The following is a 16,378-nucleotide window of genomic DNA, read 5'->3' as shown; positions in this document are numbered from 1 at the left end:
GAAGTAGTTGTCGCAGATGGTCCATCTTGCCGCCCGCACCGCCGTTTCATGCCTGGTGCTGCACCGACGGGAGAAGGCCGCGGCGCCGCCCAGTGCGCCGGCGGCCGAGCCCAGGAGTCTGCGACGCGTCAACTCAGCCAGGGTCGCCCCTTCGTGAGGGAGGGAAGCGCTCTTCGGAGTGACGGTCGGTCCGGGTGGGGGAACCGGACCGCCGATCACTCTCCGCCCGGCGCCGCTCTGCCATCAGAGGCAAGGAGTGAACATGTGACCCATGTCCGGGAAGGCGTTGGCCAAGCCGTGACCTGCGTCATCGGGGCGTTGTCGGGCCGTTGCCCCCGGCTTGGGCCGCGGCCCGCGGTCAGCCGTGGTACGTGATGTAGCCGTTGCCGTCCGGGTCGGAGCCGGCCTTGGTGTACGAATGGGTGTCGGCGTGGGCTCCGGAAGGCTTGAAGAGGTAGATGGTGTCCTTGTCGTTGTTCCATATGAAGTTGCAGTTCTGGCGGTAGACCACGTTGTGGGCGTCGGAGTCGGTGCCGTGGCCGCCACGCAGCTTCACGTAGTCGCCAGGCTGAAGGTAGTGGTTGGTGGAGAAGGTGAAGCGGTTGCCGGTGGCGTCCTTGACGACATAACCCTTGAGGTTGACCGTCGTGCTGTGCGAGTAGTTCTTGATCGTCAGGTACTCGTCCTTGGTGTTGCCGCCGGAGCATCGGTTGGAGTCCGGGCCCGGAGCGTCGTACTGAACGCCCTTGATCTTCAGGGCGGAGGTGTACTCGGTGGCCTGCGCGGGCGCGGCGGTGAGCACGGCGGTTATGGCGGCGGTGGCGGCGGTGGCCACGGCGTAACGGGTACGCATGAGGAATCCCCCCTCGACGGTGCGGATGAAGCGCCTGGAGCCTACACAAAAGGCGACCGCGAGGTGGCGACTTGGTGCATGAATGGTGAAGGTCGGGCAATCGGAGTCACCCCGGCTCCACGTGGGTTCCGATCGGGTAGCGGTGGACGGGGGGCAGGCCGGTCAGCAGGCCGGGCCAGACGGTGTCGATGACGTGCGCGCTCGGAGTGAACAGTGGCTGGGCGAGGGCGGGCAGGTCGGCGGGCTCGTGCCATTCCCAGCGGTGGATCAAGTGCGGCTCGGTGACCGCTGGTTCACCGGTGTGGGCGAGGACGCGGATGGCGGCCGTCATACGGGGCATGCCATGGGTGGAGTCCATCAGGAGGGCCAGCAGCCGCGCGTCCGTGGGGCTCGCCTTCAGGCCGGTCTCCTCCTCCAGTTCCCGTACGGCCGCCTCGGGGAAGTCCTCGTCGGCGCTGTTCTTGCCGCCGGGCAACTCCCAGACCCCGCGCGTCGACCAGCCCAGCAGGACCCGCCCCACGGCATCGGTGACGACGACGCCGGCGCCGGTGAGAGCGTGCGGGGAGGGCTGCCGCTTGTCGGCGTACGCGGCCTGGGCCGGGACGGGTTCACGCAGGACGAGGAAGGCGAGGCCCTCCGCGTCATGGCGTTCGGCGACGGCCCAGCCTGCGCTCAGCAGGCCCAGCTCGTCCTCGTCGAGAGCGATGGCCCGCTTGCCGTCCGGCACCTGCTCGGCGACAGGCGTGATGACGCAGAGGGTGCCGCCGGGGCGCAGTCGCTCGCGAAGGCGGTTCATCATGCGGGTGCGGTCGCGGACGAAGGCCCAGCTGAGCCGGAAGGTGATCAGGTCGTACGCGGGATGGGGCAGGTCGTCGAGGGAATCGCGCTCGATGTCGAAGCACTGGTAGCCGATGCTCCAGCCGTCCTCGGTGTCGGACCGGGCGAGGTCGACGGCAGCGGGAGCGTGGTCGATGGCGTCGACGGTGTAACCTGCGGCGGCGAGATGGCGGGCGAGTTCGCCGAGTCCGCAGCCGGCATCCAGGGCGAGACCGCCTTCGGGCGCCGGAGCGTACGTGGCGAGCAGCTCGCGCTCGGCGTCGCTGAGATGCCGGAAGGTCCGGCCGCTGGTGTAGTGCGCGTCCCACTCGTCGGGCGTGGTGTGTCCCACCGGTATGGCTCCTGCCTGGTCTGGGGGCGGTCGGGCCTCGCGGCCGATGGCTACCCGCGTCGGCGGCACTGGACTCCGGCCTGCGCCGAACCCGGCAGGGTCGGCCGTGGGGTCATTCAGGGGGCACATGATGTGGTCAGGGTTGCGTCGCCGGCGGGCGACGCCCAAGCTTCCTCTGCCCGGTGTGTGCGGCCATCGGCGGCACACCCTGCGCACGGAGCGTCTGTTGCTCTACACCCCGGAGACCGGGCTGGACATCGCCGCTGTCCTGGCCGGTGCCTCGGACCCCGACGCCCAGCGCTGGCTCGGGTGGGACCAAGGCATCGTCACCGACGCGCGCCTCCGCGAGGCCCTGCTCCGACTGGGCCCCGGGGATGCCGGCTCCCGACTTCCCTCCCGGATGGCCCAGCGCCTGCTGGCCCAACCGTTCGCACCCGACCCCGACGTGGGACAGATACTGATCGGCGTACGCCTGGACGACGGAAGATACGCCGGAGCCACGGAGGTGGACACCGCCACCGGACAGATCGGCGGATGGCTGGCCCCCCATGCGCGTGGCCAGGGGCTCGGCACGGAGCTGTTCGGGGCCGCCGCGCTACTCGGCCACACCCACCTGGGGCTTCGGACGGTGCGGGCAGGATGCGAGCCGGCGAACACCGCGAGCGCGCGGGCACTGGCCAAAGCCGGTTTCGTCGCGGACGACGGGCCGCCACGCCACACCCTGCGGGACGGCCGCGAGATCGACGCCCGCTGGCTGCGGCACACAGTCCAGGGGCCGGCCTCCCACTGCCGCGGCGCCGGACCGGCAGCACCGCACGAAGCCGCGGACCCTGCGGTCCGCTGAAGGCGATGCGTCACCCTCCCGACTGGTCACCGAGTCCTGCGAGGCAGGGACGCGGCCGCCCACGTCTCGTACCTGGGCAGCCACTCGGCGAGCGGGACCGCCCACTGGTCGGGATCGTCGTCGCCCCACGCAATCCAGCATCCCGCCCGGTCGCGGGCGGTACGCACCTCGGTCAGGAGCGGCGCCAGCTGCTCGGCGTCCGCCATGCCCCAGTCCCCGCCCTCGTGGAGGAGCCGCCACACGTCGTACTCGCAGCCATCCATCCAGCCGGCGCAGTACGCCGACTCGGAGACCTCGGACATCGCCTCGGCGAGGACCCGCTGCTCGGGGGTCAGTTCGGCCATACGGACAGTATGGGGCCGCGGCTCTACGCGCATGTCCAGGCATTCATGCCCTGAAGGGCGGCGAGGCGCCGGGCCACGGCGATCTGCTGCTTCTTCGTCGCCAGGTCTGCGCGGCGGGCGTACCTGAGTCCGCCGGCGGCGATCCAGCTCGACTGCTTGAACTGGAGGCCTCCGTAGTGGCCGTTGCCGGTGTTCGCGTGCCAGTTCCCGCTCGATTCGCATCTCGCGATGGCATCCCAGTCGGTGCCCAGGGCCGTGGCAGGCGCGGCTTGCGCGGACGCAGTCGCGGTCGTCAGCAAGGCCGCGACCAGCGGGAACAGCCCGAGCGCCAGGCGACGCCGCTTGTTCGGCCCGCTGTTCTGGAGCCGATTACTCTCATAGTTTGAAATCATGTCAAATGACAGTAATGGCTAAGTGTCTTTTATGCCCGAATTGACGGCTTTTCGGGCGACGCGAGCCCCGTCAGGAGCCTGCCCCTGTCAGTGGCGAGGCATGTGCTAGTTTCGTCAACTGCCCAGTCAGGGTGGGGGGTTGGATGCCGCACCTGAGCTCAGCCTCCTCCAGGAGAGTCCAGGAACCTTGATGAGACGCATCACCCCTGCGCGGAGCCGCGGCACCGCGCTCGTCGCTGCCGGGCTGCTGGCCGCGGCCGGCGTGTCCGCGCCCTCCGTGGCGGTCGCCGCGCCCGGCGGCGCATCCGCGGTCACCGACGCGGCATCCCGGCGCCAGCACCAGTTCGCCGCCGCTGCCGCCGAGTACAAGGTGCCGGTGGCGGTCCTGCTGGCCGTCGCGTACCAGCAGTCGGCCTGGGAGGCGCATCAAGGCAGGTACAGCGCCGACGGCGGCTACGGCCCCATGCACTTGACGGACGTCACGCCGGCGATGCTGGCCGGTGGTGACACCGGCGCGGTCGGCCGGGCGGATCTGGCGAAGACGGCGGCGGACCCGGCGCTGCACACCCTCGAAAAGGCGGCCCGCCTGACCCGTCTGACGGCCCGTGCGCTGCGTACGGACCCGGCGGCCAACATACGCGGCGGCGCCGCGCTTCTGGCGTCGTATCAGAAGGAATCGACCGGTGAGCTGTCCCCGGACCCGGGCGCCTGGTACGAGGCGGTGGCCCGGTTCAGCGGTTCCACCGAGCGCCGGGCGGCAGCCGCGTACGCCGACCGGGTCTACGCGACCCTGCGCAAGGGGGCCTCGCGCACCACCGACGACGGCCAGCGGGTCACCCTGGGCGCCGTGCCGGACCCGCGTACGGCCGGCTCGCGGTCGACCGTGCGGAAGTCGGTCACCACCCAGGGCACCACGGCGGAGTGTCCCGTCACCGTGTCGTGCACCTTCGTCGCGGCGTCCCCCTCGAACGGGCAGGTCTCCAACCGCCCCGCCAACGGCATCCGTATCGACTCCATCGTCATCCACGACACCGAGACGTCCTACGAGTCCGCGATCAACATCTTCCAGACCCCCGGCGGCGGTGCGGCGCACTATGTGATGCGGTCCTCCGACGGCGCGGTGACGCAGATGGTGCCGACCAAGGACCTCGCGTTCCACGCGGGCAACTACTCGGCCAACATGCACTCGATCGGCATCGAACACGAGGGCTACGCCGCCCACGGCGGTACCTAGTACACCGAGGCCCAGTACGAGGCCACGGCGGAACTGGTGAAGTACCTGGCCGCCCGCTTCGGCATACCGCTGGACCGGCAGCACATCCTGGGACACGACAACGTGGCCGGGCCCAACACGGCGCTGGTCTCCGGGATGCACTGGGATCCGGGACCGGCATGGGACTGGGAGCACTTCATGCGTCTGCTCGGTGCTCCGGTCACCGGGCGCCACGGCGTGGGCCCGGCCGGCTCGGTGGTCACGATCACCCCCGGATTCGACCGCAACCAGCAGACGGTCCAGATCTGCCCGTCCGACGACCCGACCGGTGCCACCACGGAGTGCACCGAGCGGCCCGGTCCGGCGAACTTCGTGTACCTGCGCACCGCGCCCCAGGCGGACGCCCCGCTCTTCGGCGACCAGGCGCTGCACCCGAACGCCGCGGGCACCGACCGGATCAACGACTGGGGCAGCACCGCACAGGCCGGTCAGCAGTTCGTCGTCGCCGGGCAGGAGGGTGACTGGACGGCGATCTGGTTCAGCGGGTCCAAGGTGTGGTTCCACAACCCGGACGGCTGCAACACCACCCGCGCCGAGGGCGTGACTGTCGTCCGTCCCTCCGGTGACGCGCCGGTGTCGGTCTACGGCTCCAGCTACCCGGACGCCTCCGAGTACCCGTCGGGCTTGGGCGCCTCGACCCAGGCACCGCTGGCCCAGTACACCGTCCCGGCCGGCCAGGCCTACGTCGCCACGCAGCCCCCGGCCGTCACCGACGACTACTTCCCTTCCAGCGGCAGGGTCGTTCTCGGCGGCAAGAAGATGTACACCGTCCAGTACAACCACCGGGTGGCCCTCGTCTACGCCGGCGACGTCACGGATACCGCGTCGGCGGGCCCCGAATGAGCTGAGCGCAGCCGCTCGGCGAGGAAGCGGGCGGTCCGGTCCAGTGCGGCGTCCGCGTCGTCGAGACGGCCGTAGTGGTGCTGGAAGACGTGCGGGACCTCGGGCCAGACCTCGAGGGTGACGTCGACGTCGTCGGCGCCCGCGCGTCCGGCCAGCCGGACGGCGTCGTCCAGCAGCACCTCGCGCGAGCCCACCTGTATGAGCAGCGGGGGCAGCCCGGTGAGGTCGGCGAACACCGGGCTGGCCAGGGGCTGCGCCCGGTCGCGGTCGCCGAGGTAGCGGTCGGCGTAGGCCCGCACCTGGTCGGTGGTGAAGATGGGGTCGATCTCCTCCTTGGAGCGGACGCTTTCGCCGCTGAGGGTGAGGTCCGCCCAGGGCGACAGGACGGCGACGGCCGCCGGCTGCGGCAGTCCGGCCTCCCGGGCCGCGAGGAGGGTGGCGATCGCCAGGCCTCCGCCGGCGGAGTCGCCGGCCAGGGCCAGCTCCTGTGGGTCCGTGCCGCTGTCCAGCAGGGCGCGGTAGGCCGCGAGTCCGTCCTCCACTGCCGCCGGGAAGGGGTGTTCGGGCGCCAGCCGGTAGGCCGGCGACGTCGCGCGTACTCCGGCCCGGCGGGCCAGCTCCCCGACGAGGCCGGCATGTGTGTCCGGCGAGCCGACGACGTATCCGCCGCCGTGCAGATAGAGCAGCCGGCCCCGGGGAGCGGCCTCGGCGGGCTCCAGCTCCAGGGCCGGGCGCCCGCCCAGCGTCGTCCGGCCGGTGATGACGTCGTCGGGCGCCGGCCGGGTCAGGGCCTTGGCGAAGCCGCTGCGCTGCGCCTCGGGACCGGGGTGCGGGTCGCGCGGGGCCGAGCGGAGCAGGGCCTCCAGTGCGTCACGCTGCTGTCGGGTCATCCGGGGCCTCCGTGGAGTCGTGATGGGAGGATGGATTCCGAGGAATCCATCTGCCGAGACCAACTGGATTCCCAAGAAGATGATTCCTTGGAATCCAATGGAGTGCCTGTGAGCTACGTCACCCAGATGTTCACCGACCTCGTACGTGTCGAGACCCGGCTCTACAACGCGGTGAGCTCCCGACTGCGGGCCGAACAGGGGCTGAGCCTGGGGCAGTTCGAGTGCCTGGAGATCATCGATCGCGTGCCGGGCTGCCGGGTGCTGGACATCGTCCGCGAGGTGGCGATCACCGTGGGAGCGGCCAGCAAGGCGGTGGACCGGCTGGAGGCCGCCGGGTGGTGCGTGCGCAGCGCCCACCCGCAGGACCGGCGCTCGTCGGTGCTCGACCTCACCCCTGAGGGCGCCCGGCTGCTGGCGCGGTCCCGTCCCACCGTCGGCCGCGAACTCGCCGCACTGACCGATGCCGTCCCGGCCGACGAACTGGCCCGCACGGCTGCCACCATGGCCACGCTCCGCGCGGCGCTGGAGCGGCGCTCGCTCGTCGGCCCCGAGTGAACCGCCGGGCAGGCGGTGCGGTGGAAAGATGCGCGGCGCATGCGGGCGGGCGAAACTGCTGATATGACCTGGCCGTCGCAGTCGATCACCGGGCTCCTGCCCGCCGTCGCGCGCGCCGCGCAGATCGTGGGGCGCAACAGCGACGTGCGGCTGCTGCCCGAGGAGGCCGCGGCTCTGGGGCGGGTGGCGGAGGTCAGGGAGTGGGAGTTCGCCGCCGGCAGGACCTGTGCCCGGCGCGCCATGCGGGCTCTGGGGCGGCCGGCCGCCGCGATTCTGATCGGGACGCATCGAGAACCGGTGTGGCCGCGGGGCGTTGTCGGCAGCATCACGCACTGCCGCGGCTACTGCGCCGCGGCGGTGGCGCTGGAGCAGGACCTGGCTTCGCTGGGCATCGACGGCGAACCCCACGACAGATTGCCGGCCGGTGTCCTGCAAGCCGTCACCAGCCATGCGGAAGTGGCGGCTCTCGACGACCTGCCGCGGGGGCACGCCCACTGGGACAGGGTCCTCTTCAGCGCCAAGGAGAGCGTCTACAAGGCGTGGTTCCCGCTGACCCGTAGGTGGCTGGACTTCACGGACGTGTTCCTCACCGTGGACCCGTCCGACGAGACCTTCCACGGGCGTCTTGCCGAGCCCGTCATCGACCCGGCGGCGCCGGCCGGGTTCGACGGGCGGTTCGCGGTTCGCGCCGGTTTTGTGCTGACGGCCGTGACGGTGGCACGGTCGCGAGGGGCGGGAGCCCGCGCGACCGGCGCCTATGGCGTGCCGGGCGACCGCGCCGACGGTGCCGGTCGGGCCTGACGGGGATCAGCCTCGGGCCGCGTACCGGTGGGCAGGAGGTCGTCGCCGTAGAGAGCGTGTATCCAGTTGGCCTGGTAGATGGTGTCGAGATAGCGCTCGCCGAGATCCGGGGCGATGGCGACGGCGGTGGGGCGTTGGTCGTCCCGGCGGGACAGCCAGTCGATCGCCCCGCTGACCACGGTGCCCGTGGAACCGCCGAAGAGGAAACCGTGGCTGGCCAGACGATGGCAGGCCCGGATGGTGTCGGCCTCCTCCACCTGAATCGCCTCGTCCACGTACGACGTGTCCAGCAAGGGCGGCCGGATGCTCATGCCCAGCCCGGGGAGCATCCGGCGCCCGGGCGCGCCGCCGAAGGTCACGGAGCCGACCGTGTCGACCGCGACGATCCGCACGGGGCGGTGCCAGTGCCTGAACCAGCGGGCGCATCCCATGAGCGTTCCGGTGGTGCCCGCGCCGACGAACAGGACGTCAAGATGAGGGAACCAGCGAGCGATGGCCGGTGCCGTCCAGTGGTAATGAGCCTTCCAGTTGTGTGCGTTGGTGTATTGGCTCAGCCACAAGTACCGCTCGTCCCGGAGGCACAGCCCGCGGATGTACTCCAGACGAGCACCGAGGAAACCACTGTCCGGGCTCGGCTCGGTGACGACGTGGACATGGGCGCCGAGCGCCTCCATCAACAACCGGGTCGACAGGTTGCAGCGGGAGTCCGTCACACACAGGAACCGGTATCCCCTGCTGGCCGCTATCACGCTCAGAGCCACGCCCATGTTGCCCGACGAGGACTCCACCAGGATCGAATCGGGTGTGATGAGCCCCTCCTGTTCCGCGGCCTCGACCATCTCCTTCGCAGGCTTCAGTTTGATGGAGCCGGCGAAATTGAAGCCTTCGCATTTCAGGAACAGCGGAAGCCCGAAGACCGACCGCAGGTCGACATAGAGATCTTCCTCGTTGAAGCCCGAGGGTTCCGAAATGACTGGCACGATGGCCTCCGTTGGTGAGAGCGGCTCAGCGCCTGATGGTGCCGCCGACCGCTCATCCGTAGCGGTTCAGCTCGTGGAAGAAGTCATCGACAACATGCAGCTCTCCGGAGTCGGCGAGTCGGTCGTAGACGTACTTGCCCAGGGCGAGGTCGAGCACCCCCAGGCCGAAGGGTGAGAAGACCACCGGGCGGTCCGCAGGTGGTGTAACGAGCCCACCCATGACATCCGCCAGTGTGCCGTCGAGGAACTGGCGGTTTCCGGTGAGCTGTTCGGTGAGATGCGGTGATGTGTCGGCTCGCAGGCAGTGTTCGACGTCGTCCACGAAGTTGGCCGACGCGAGCAGCACAGCGGGCGCCAGGTCGCGCAGGGACACGTGCAGAACGACAGGACGGTGCGCGAACCATGCCGGGTCGTGGATGTGGGGACGGGTGGCGACCGTGGCGAAGACGACCAGGTCGCTGAGGCGGATCACCTGTTCGGCGCTGTCGTGCACGGTGATCTGCCCCGTGGTTCCGGACTGCTCCAGGCAGCAACGGAAGGCCGCGGCGTTCTCGCGGGACAGGTCGAACACGCCGATGTTCTCGAACGACCAGCCCGTGCCGGCCAGGAACGTGTGGATGTAACGGGCGATCAGTCCCGTGCCGACGAAGCCGACGCTCGCCGGGCGCGGGCGGCCCCGGGTGAGCCGGTCGGCCGCCAGCGATGCCGACGCGGCCGTTCGGGAAGCGCTGATGATCGAACTTTCGAGGCAGGCGAACGGATAGCCGGTGTCGTGGTCGTTGAGGATGAGTACCGCCGATGCCCGGGGGATGCCGGCCGCGACGTTCTGCGGAAAGCTGGAGATCCACTTGAGGCCGTCCACCCGTGTCTCGCCCCCGAGCGACGCGGGCAGCGCGATGATCCGGGACGTCGGACGATCGTCGAAACGCAGGAAATAGGAGGGCGGGTTCACCGAGTCCCCTTCGGCGTGCAGCCGGTAGGCGTCCTCCACCAGTTGCACGATCCGCTGTTCCTGCCCTTGGAGCACGCCCCGCACCTGGGCGCCGGAGATGACGGCGAAGGGAGGCACACGCAGCGTCCCGGAGGGTGTGCACCGGGCAGCGGGGGAGTAGGTGGTGGTCATGACGGGATCGCCTCCACGGTCGGCGAGCAGTCGGCCAGTTGTACCGCGTCGGCCAGGGCGGCAAGCACCTCGCGCTGTCCTTCGTAGGCCTCTCGGCTGTGCGCGGTGCGCAGGTTGTCGACGAGCAACAGGTCACCGTCCCGCCACGGTTCACGTACGGTGTTGACCTGGTAGACCCGGTTGATGAGGTCGACGGTCTCCCGCGAGATCGCGTCGCCGTTCCCGTACCGGGTGTTGAACGGCAGTCCGTCGGCGCCGTAGACATCCACCAGGTACTCGCGGATCTCGGGATCCAGTGTCCATTCGCTGAGGAACGCGATCTGGTTGAACCAGCAGCGCCGCCCCGTGAGCGGGTGACGGATGACGGCGCTGCGGCGTTGGCCGGTGCGCAGACCGCCGTCGGGTTGCCAGGTGAACTCGATCGCGGCGGCGCGGCAGTAACTCTCGACGGCCGTACGGTCGTCGGTGCCGAACGCATCGGCCCAGGAGGCGCCGATGTCGTCGTTGTAGTTCCGGGTGAGCAGCCATCCCTCGTGCTCGAACCGCTCGACGAGCCCGTCCGGCAGGGCGTCGAGTACGGTCGGTGAGTCGGCGAGCGCCGTCGCACCGCCGCTGTCGGGCGCACTCAGGCAGGCGAATTGCAGCATGCTCGGGAACCGGAGGGCATAGCTGAGCTCATGGTGCATGCACATCGGTTGGTTGGGCGGCCACTTCGACGACGAGTACACGCCGTTGCCGTAGGACCGCCGTGCCGCGAACGCTTCCTTTTCGTCCATCAGGCCGGAGGCCAGCCCACTGAAGACCGAGGCTGTCGCGGACGCATCGTGCAGACCGAGACCGCGGACGAGAACGGCACCGTGCTCGGTGACGAGGCTCCGCAGCTTCTCCCGGTGTTCGGCCGCCCAACGGGACGGATCATCGGTCGGACCGGTCGTCAGGATCGGTACCCGGTCGAGCCGCACGTCCGGCTCCAGCGGTCGGCTGGTGAATGAGGAGGACATCTCAGATTGCCTCCGGTGACGGTTCAACGGTCGGGGACGACGCCACCTTGGCCTCGAGCAGCCGGGCCAGGTCGGCGAGGACCGGATGCCGGGTCAGGTCGTTCAGGGTCAGCACGCGGTCGAGGCGGATGGCGAGCTGTACCGCGGTGAGTGAGGTTCCGCCGTTGCCGAAGAAGTGATCGTGACGGCCGATCCGGTACTGCGGGATGCCGAGCACCGCGGCCCATGCCGCGGCCAGGCGCTGCTCCGCCGGTGTCCGCGGGGCTTCGTCGGACTCCCCGGCGGTGGCATCGGAGGCGCTGGGAGGCCCGGTGTCGTCGAGCCCCGTGGCGAGCGCGGCCAGCGCATTGCGGTCGACCTTGCCGTTCACGGTCAGCGGGAGGTCACCGCGCCAGTGGAAGGCCGAGGGGATCATGTAGGCGGGCAGCCACCTGCCCAGCTGGTCGCGCATCGCGGAGTCCGTGAGCGGTGGCTCACCGCAGCAGAAGGCCACCAGGCGCCTGTCGCGTTCACCCTGGGCGACGGCCACCGCGCCGGCGTGTACGCCGGGCACCTTCAGCAGCGCGTTCTCGACATCCTCGATCTCGATGCGGAAGCCATGAACCTTGACCTGACTGTCCCGGCGGCCGAGGAAGTCGAGCTTGCCCCCGGGCAGCCAACGGCCGTAGTCGCCGCTTCGGTAGAGCCGGTCGCCGGCGCGATAGGGATCGGTCGTGAACGACTGCCGGGTGCGCTCGGGATCGTTGACGTAGCCGCGGCCGACGCAGACCCCGGAGAACACGATCTCGCCGGGCGCGCCGAGCGGGACCAGTGACAGATTGTCGTCGACGACGCGGACCCGCACGTTGTTGACGGGACGGCCGAGCGGGATCCGCGCGGTGTCCGGTATTCCGTCGAGGATTTCGTGGTTGGTGTCGTCCGAGGTCTCGGTGAGCCCGTAGGCATTGACGAGCCGGATGCCTGGCTGTGCGGCGAACCAGCGCTCCACGAGCTCCTTCTTCAACGCCTCGCCGGTGACCGATACGCAGCGGAGGTCGGGCAGTTCGCGCGGGCACCGCTCCAGGAACGACAGCACGGCGTCGAGGTACGAGGGCACGGCCTGAAGGACGTTGACCCGGCCGTCGGCGATGGTGTCGATGTAGCGCGGGACGTCCCAGATCACCTCCTGGGGAACCAGCAGAGTCCGCCCCCCGGCCACGAGCGCCGCCAGCAGTTGCCACAACGAGATGTCGAAGCACTGAGGCGCCGTCTGGGCGACGACCTGTCCCTTGCCGATGCGCAGGTCGTCGATCTTGGCATGGATGTGGTTGAGCATCCCCGCGTGTTCGCACATCGCGCCCTTGGGCTCTCCGGTGGAGCCGGAGGTGAAGTAGATGTAGGCGAGTTGGTCCAAGGACACGTCGACGCCGGGGTTCGCGGCAGCGTGCGTCTCCTCGTACGCCGCCTCGATCAGCAGCGTCCGTACCTCGGGCAGCATCTCCACGGCCTGGGAGAGGGTGGTGGTGCTGCCCCGCTCGGTCAGCACGAGCCGGCACCCGGCGCGCGACAGCGTGGTCGCGATGCGATCGGCGGGGAAGTGCGGCTCGACGGGCAGGTAGACACCCCCGGCCTTGAAGACGCCCAGCACGGCGGCAGCCCAGTCCAGGTTTCGCTCCGCCACCACCGCGACGACGTCCTCGCGCCCCGCCCCGCGCATGAGCAGGGCCCGTGCCACCTTGTTGGCACGCTCGTCGAGTTCCGCGTACGTCCACTGCCGGGCCCCGTGCACCATGGCGACGGCGTTCCCGTCGTCCTGGACGCGCTGCTCGATCAGTTCATGGACACAGTGCCGCGGCAGCTCTCGCCGCGGACCGGCGAGCGCGTCGAGCTGGAAGCGGATCTCCTGGGTGGACAGCAGGTTCTGTGGCTCGAGCGGGGCGTCTGGAGCGACGGTCATCAAGGCCAGCGCGGCCAGGTGGTATCCCGCGACGCGCGCGGCGTACCTGGCGTCCAGTGCGTCGCGGCGGTACCGCAGCCGCAGGACGGTGCCGCTGTCGTGCCAGGCGGTCCCGACCTGCAACACCGTGCCGGCCGGGAGTTCGAGACCTGGGCCGGAGCCGGCCCCGCCGGCTGCGGGGAGCGGATCGAACGAGGCTTCGCTCAGCGGTCCGGAAAGGCCCAGCTCGCGTTCGAGGTCCCCGACCGGGAAGTGCCGGTGAGCCAGCAGTTCCACCTCGCCACGCCGGGCTTCCCTGATCAGTGACTGCCACGACGGGAGGTCTGTCGTCAGTCTGCACGGCAGCGGCCGACCGCCCGGCTCGGCGATGTAGCCCGTCGTGACCTCCTGCTCGCCGGACAACGCGGCCAGCACTCTGGCGTGTGCGGCGAGCAGGACCGAACTGGTCGGCACGGTCAACTCGTGGGCCAACCGGTGAACGGCGGTCATGGTGTCCTCGGGAATGACCGCCTCGTGTTCCGCGACGACCTGCACCGGCACGAGCGACCAGCGCGGAACGGTGGTGACACCACCGCCGTTGAGGACAGCGCGCCAGAAGTCCGCGTCCCCGGGATCGTCGGGCCGGAACGTACGGGCGCTGGATTCGACGGTCATCGACCGCACCTCCCCGCGTCCTGGCGGGCCCGGTCCAGCTCCCGTGCCGGATTCCCGCCCCACTGCGAGTGCGGGGGGACCACCTCGCCCTTCATGAGGAAGGAGTCCGGGGCCAGCACCACGCCGTCGCCCAACGTCACGCCGTAGTGGACGAGCGTGCCGACTCCGAGTGTGCAGCCGCTGCCGATCGTGGTGGTGTCGGACTTGAACGTGCCGTCCTCCTGCGAGTGGCACTGGATGATGCTCCCGGCGTTCAGCGTGCACGCGTCCCCGATGGCCACCATCGGCCGGTCGGGCAGGTAGCAGCCGTCGTCGAACACCCTGCTCCCGATGCGCACGCCCAGCAGCCGCCAGATCACGTTCTTGAACGGAGTGCCATTGAAAATCCGGAGGTATGTCTCCGAGGGCACCTTCCAATAGCGCTCGCGCCACCAGAACCGGGGATCGTAGATCGAGCAGTACAAGGGGCCCGGACGGCGCGCAGCGGTGACGGCACGCTCGACCAGCACGAAATAGACCGCGGTGAAAAGCAGGCCGAGAACATCGGCCAGCGCCAGGGCGGGCGCTCCGAGCGAGGCATACAGGTCCGTGGCCCCGGCGACGATCAGAGCGGCACCCAGAACGTAGACCCAACGCGACAGCAGGTACCAGCCCATGGTGGCCGCGTTGTGCTTGTTCTTCGCCGCGAGACCGCGGCGAAGCTCCTCACCGCTGTGGAACCGGTCGAACCGGCTGTCGCGGAGCACCGTCCGCGGGATCTCGAAGCTGGGGGAGCCCAGTAGCCCCACGCCTTCCCGCATCTCGCCGTCGACAGGGACCATGACCTTCGTCGCCAGAAGGCAGTTGTCGCCCGCCCGTGACCGCGCCGGATAGGCGATCCGGTTCCCCAGGAAGCTGTGCGCGCCGATCGATGTCCTGGACACCCGGAACGCGGTGCCGGAGAAGTCGGCATTCATGATCGACAGGCCGTCCGCGACCATCGTCCCGCTGCCCACGGAGCTCAGGAAGGGGCTCTCATGCCTGACTTCCGTGCCGAAGTTCGACCCTGTCTGCTCGATGTGGGAGAACTCGTAGCCGATGGCCCGCAGATAGTGGACGATGCAGGAGCTGTCACCGAACAGTCGGGTGAGGACTCTCCTGTTGGTGAGCCGCGCGATGGCTCGCTGTACCGAGTAACGCCATCCGTACAACGGGTAGTCGCGCCCCGGTTCGAGGACTCGGCCGAGCACGCGGGGCAGCATGCTGACGAGCAACAGGCCGAGTACCACACCACCGACGACGAGCACAGCCGCCGCCACCGCCACATCACGGTAGAACGTCGCGCTGGCCAGCACCGCGGGTCCCGGCTCGATGACCGTTCTCATCTGCGGAACCCCGACCAGCAGCATGACCGTCCCACCGACCGTGAGCGGCACGTACACGAGCAACGCGCCTGCCAGCTGCATGACGGTGTGCGTCGCCCGGCGCAGCGCGGCGCGGGGCATCTCGCCCACGATCTGGAAGTCCACCGAGGCCCGGTCCGCCGGAGACCCTTGCCAGTGCTCGCCCCCGGGGACCACCTGCCCGCTGTGCAGCGAGGAGGCGTGCCCGAGCTGGGTCCCGTCACCCAGCGCCGTCCGGATGTCGATCACCGTGGCCTCGCTGACGAGCACCGATTTGCCGATGCTGACCGGGCCCGGCTGTATCACGCCCCCATGAGCGCGATAACAGGAGAAGAACGAGTCCTTCCGGATGATGGTGCCCTCACCGATGGTGAGCAGGTCCGTGCAAACAGGCACGTTCCGGGAGAGAATCACGACTCCCCGCCCGATGTTCGCACCCAGCGCCCGTAGATAGAACGCATACAGCGGTGAGCCGACGAACAGCACCAGCGGGTCCGAACGGATCAGCGTCCTGACAATCCAGAAGCGGACATATCGCAGGGACCATATACGGATCTCCTCGGGCTTCCAGCGCCCGACCAACGTCCACTTCACGACGATGGGAAGGGCACACAGACCCAGGAAGCCGGCGCTGCCGAACAGCACGGACCTGGCGTACACATCGAGCACACTCGTCCCGCGGGAGATCCACTCGTATCCCCAAGCGGTGGCCAGCGCCAGCAGGTAGGCATAGCCGAGGAAGGCAACTGCCTGAAGGAATCCACACAGGACGTACGGCGTCATGCCCGCCACCTCGGGCGACGGGGCCGTGGCCCGCGACCCCGGCGCCTCCCGCGGCTCCGGGCGCGCCGGCGTGGTGTCCGGCAGCGCTGCCGCCAGGCCGCTGATCGTGGGATGTTGATACACGTCCTTCATCGACACCGAGGGGAGATCCGCCCTCTTGCGCAGCCGCGCGCAGAAATGCGCCATCACCAGGGAGTCGGCTCCCAGGTCGTCGAAGAAGTGACTGTCCGGCGGCACCTCCGAGACGGACACCAGATCGGCCATCACTTCCGCGAGAGCCTGTTCCAGTGGCGGCGCGCCCTGCCCTTCGTCCGGCGGCGGGACCTGTTGGGATGGCGAAGGTCCCGCACCGGCCGGCGCTTCCCCGATGACGGGTTCGTCTTCCGGTCGGCCGCTGCTGGCACCGCTTCGGGCCGCGCGTGACGTGAGCTTCGAATCTGACGTCATAACATCTATACGGAGCACGTATGGAGAAGGATTTGATAAATCCTGACTTTCACAACTGATTACTATTTTCCCACCACATCCTGACCGCGGCCAGTCAGGGGCCGTGCCC

At 69.6% G+C, this 16,378-nt stretch carries 13 protein-coding genes and 1 pseudogene; 4 read left to right on the top strand and 10 right to left on the bottom strand.

Translation table 11 applies throughout. The features are described 5' to 3' along the window. Positions 1-358: 358 nt before the first annotated feature. Both ACWGJM_RS05635 and ACWGJM_RS05630 read right to left on the bottom strand, forming a co-directional pair. On the bottom strand, positions 359-853 hold the full coding sequence (locus ACWGJM_RS05635; RefSeq protein ID WP_453410378.1) for a lamin tail domain-containing protein: 495 nt from the start codon (positions 851-853) through the stop codon (positions 359-361). 106 nt (positions 854-959) lie between these two features. Further along, the gene (locus ACWGJM_RS05630) at positions 960-2,021 is read right to left on the bottom strand and encodes a bifunctional class I SAM-dependent methyltransferase/NUDIX hydrolase (RefSeq protein WP_453410377.1); all 1,062 of its coding nucleotides are present in this window, start codon (positions 2,019-2,021) and stop codon (positions 960-962) included. Positions 2,022-2,247: 226 nt separating this feature from the next. Here ACWGJM_RS05630 and ACWGJM_RS05625 point away from each other — a divergent pair, with 226 nt between their 5' ends. Continuing rightward, a complete protein-coding gene (locus tag ACWGJM_RS05625; RefSeq protein WP_453410376.1) occupies positions 2,248-2,865 on the top strand; it encodes a GNAT family N-acetyltransferase in 618 nt (205 codons plus the stop codon). 26 nt (positions 2,866-2,891) lie between these two features. Here ACWGJM_RS05625 and ACWGJM_RS05620 read toward each other — a convergent pair whose 3' ends face one another. Next, positions 2,892-3,209 carry a hypothetical protein gene (locus ACWGJM_RS05620; RefSeq protein ID WP_453410375.1) on the bottom strand — a complete coding sequence of 106 codons (318 nt, stop codon included), beginning with the start codon at positions 3,207-3,209 and terminating at the stop codon, positions 2,892-2,894. A 23-nt stretch (positions 3,210-3,232) separates the two neighbouring features. Continuing rightward, positions 3,233-3,601 (bottom strand): transglycosylase family protein, encoded by a 369-nt coding sequence (locus ACWGJM_RS05615; RefSeq protein WP_453410374.1) that lies wholly within the window; start codon positions 3,599-3,601, stop codon positions 3,233-3,235. A gap of 190 nt (positions 3,602-3,791) precedes the next feature. Between ACWGJM_RS05615 and ACWGJM_RS05610 the strand changes: the two are divergent. After that, positions 3,792-5,717 (top strand): annotated as a pseudogene (locus ACWGJM_RS05610) (N-acetylmuramoyl-L-alanine amidase). On the opposite strand, the gene ACWGJM_RS05605 reads toward ACWGJM_RS05610, so the two are convergent. Beyond that, complete coding sequence (locus ACWGJM_RS05605; protein ID WP_453410373.1) at positions 5,672-6,607, bottom strand: alpha/beta hydrolase; 936 nt, start codon at positions 6,605-6,607, stop codon at positions 5,672-5,674. The pseudogene ACWGJM_RS05610 and the gene ACWGJM_RS05605 overlap by 46 nt on opposite strands. A gap of 108 nt (positions 6,608-6,715) precedes the next feature. Here ACWGJM_RS05605 and ACWGJM_RS05600 point away from each other — a divergent pair, with 108 nt between their 5' ends. Beyond that, a complete protein-coding gene (locus ACWGJM_RS05600; RefSeq protein WP_453410372.1) occupies positions 6,716-7,162 on the top strand; it encodes a MarR family winged helix-turn-helix transcriptional regulator in 447 nt (148 codons plus the stop codon). A 63-nt stretch (positions 7,163-7,225) separates the two neighbouring features. After that, positions 7,226-7,963 (top strand): 4'-phosphopantetheinyl transferase family protein, encoded by a 738-nt coding sequence (locus ACWGJM_RS05595; protein WP_453410371.1) that lies wholly within the window; start codon positions 7,226-7,228, stop codon positions 7,961-7,963. Here ACWGJM_RS05595 and sbnA read toward each other — a convergent pair. Genes sbnA through ACWGJM_RS05570 form a run of 5 tightly spaced genes read right to left on the bottom strand, consistent with a single transcriptional unit; the run spans position 7,918 to position 16,269 of the window. Continuing rightward, a complete protein-coding gene (gene sbnA, locus ACWGJM_RS05590) occupies positions 7,918-8,943 on the bottom strand; it encodes a 2,3-diaminopropionate biosynthesis protein SbnA (RefSeq protein WP_453410370.1) in 1,026 nt (341 codons plus the stop codon). The two genes, ACWGJM_RS05595 and sbnA, sit on opposite strands and share 46 nt — an antisense overlap. A gap of 52 nt (positions 8,944-8,995) precedes the next feature. Beyond that, positions 8,996-10,066: a 2,3-diaminopropionate biosynthesis protein SbnB gene (gene sbnB / locus ACWGJM_RS05585; protein ID WP_453410369.1), complete on the bottom strand. Its 1,071-nt coding sequence runs from the start codon at positions 10,064-10,066 to the stop codon at positions 8,996-8,998. Next, positions 10,063-11,067, bottom strand: a complete 1,005-nt coding sequence (locus ACWGJM_RS05580) for a TauD/TfdA family dioxygenase (RefSeq protein WP_453410368.1) — start codon at positions 11,065-11,067, stop codon at positions 10,063-10,065. Before ACWGJM_RS05580 ends, sbnB begins: the two co-directional genes overlap by 4 nt. 1 nt (position 11,068) lies before the next feature. Beyond that, positions 11,069-13,657: a non-ribosomal peptide synthetase gene (locus ACWGJM_RS05575; RefSeq protein WP_453410367.1), complete on the bottom strand. Its 2,589-nt coding sequence runs from the start codon at positions 13,655-13,657 to the stop codon at positions 11,069-11,071. Then, positions 13,654-16,269: a Pls/PosA family non-ribosomal peptide synthetase gene (locus tag ACWGJM_RS05570; RefSeq protein ID WP_453410366.1), complete on the bottom strand. Its 2,616-nt coding sequence runs from the start codon at positions 16,267-16,269 to the stop codon at positions 13,654-13,656. Before ACWGJM_RS05570 ends, ACWGJM_RS05575 begins: the two co-directional genes overlap by 4 nt. Positions 16,270-16,378: the final 109 nt, after the last annotated feature.

Source organism: Streptomyces sp. NPDC054834 (genome assembly GCF_053611185.1).
This window is presented reverse-complemented; position numbering and strand designations above follow the sequence as displayed.

Excerpts from the sequence above, each read along its gene's own strand:
- ACWGJM_RS05635 (WP_453410378.1), bottom strand. The coding sequence starts at position 853 with ATGCGTACCCGTTACGCCGTGGCCACCGCCGCCACCGCCGCCATAACC.
- ACWGJM_RS05570 (WP_453410366.1), bottom strand. The coding sequence starts at position 16,269 with ATGACGTCAGATTCGAAGCTCACGTCACGCGCGGCCCGAAGCGGTGCC.
- ACWGJM_RS05615 (WP_453410374.1), bottom strand. The coding sequence starts at position 3,601 with ATGATTTCAAACTATGAGAGTAATCGGCTCCAGAACAGCGGGCCGAAC.
- sbnB (WP_453410369.1), bottom strand. The coding sequence starts at position 10,066 with ATGACCACCACCTACTCCCCCGCTGCCCGGTGCACACCCTCCGGGACG.
- ACWGJM_RS05620 (WP_453410375.1), bottom strand. The coding sequence starts at position 3,209 with ATGGCCGAACTGACCCCCGAGCAGCGGGTCCTCGCCGAGGCGATGTCC.
- ACWGJM_RS05580 (WP_453410368.1), bottom strand. The coding sequence starts at position 11,067 with ATGTCCTCCTCATTCACCAGCCGACCGCTGGAGCCGGACGTGCGGCTC.
- ACWGJM_RS05605 (WP_453410373.1), bottom strand. The coding sequence starts at position 6,607 with ATGACCCGACAGCAGCGTGACGCACTGGAGGCCCTGCTCCGCTCGGCC.
- ACWGJM_RS05595 (WP_453410371.1), top strand. The coding sequence starts at position 7,226 with ATGACCTGGCCGTCGCAGTCGATCACCGGGCTCCTGCCCGCCGTCGCG.
- ACWGJM_RS05575 (WP_453410367.1), bottom strand. The coding sequence starts at position 13,657 with ATGACCGTCGAATCCAGCGCCCGTACGTTCCGGCCCGACGATCCCGGG.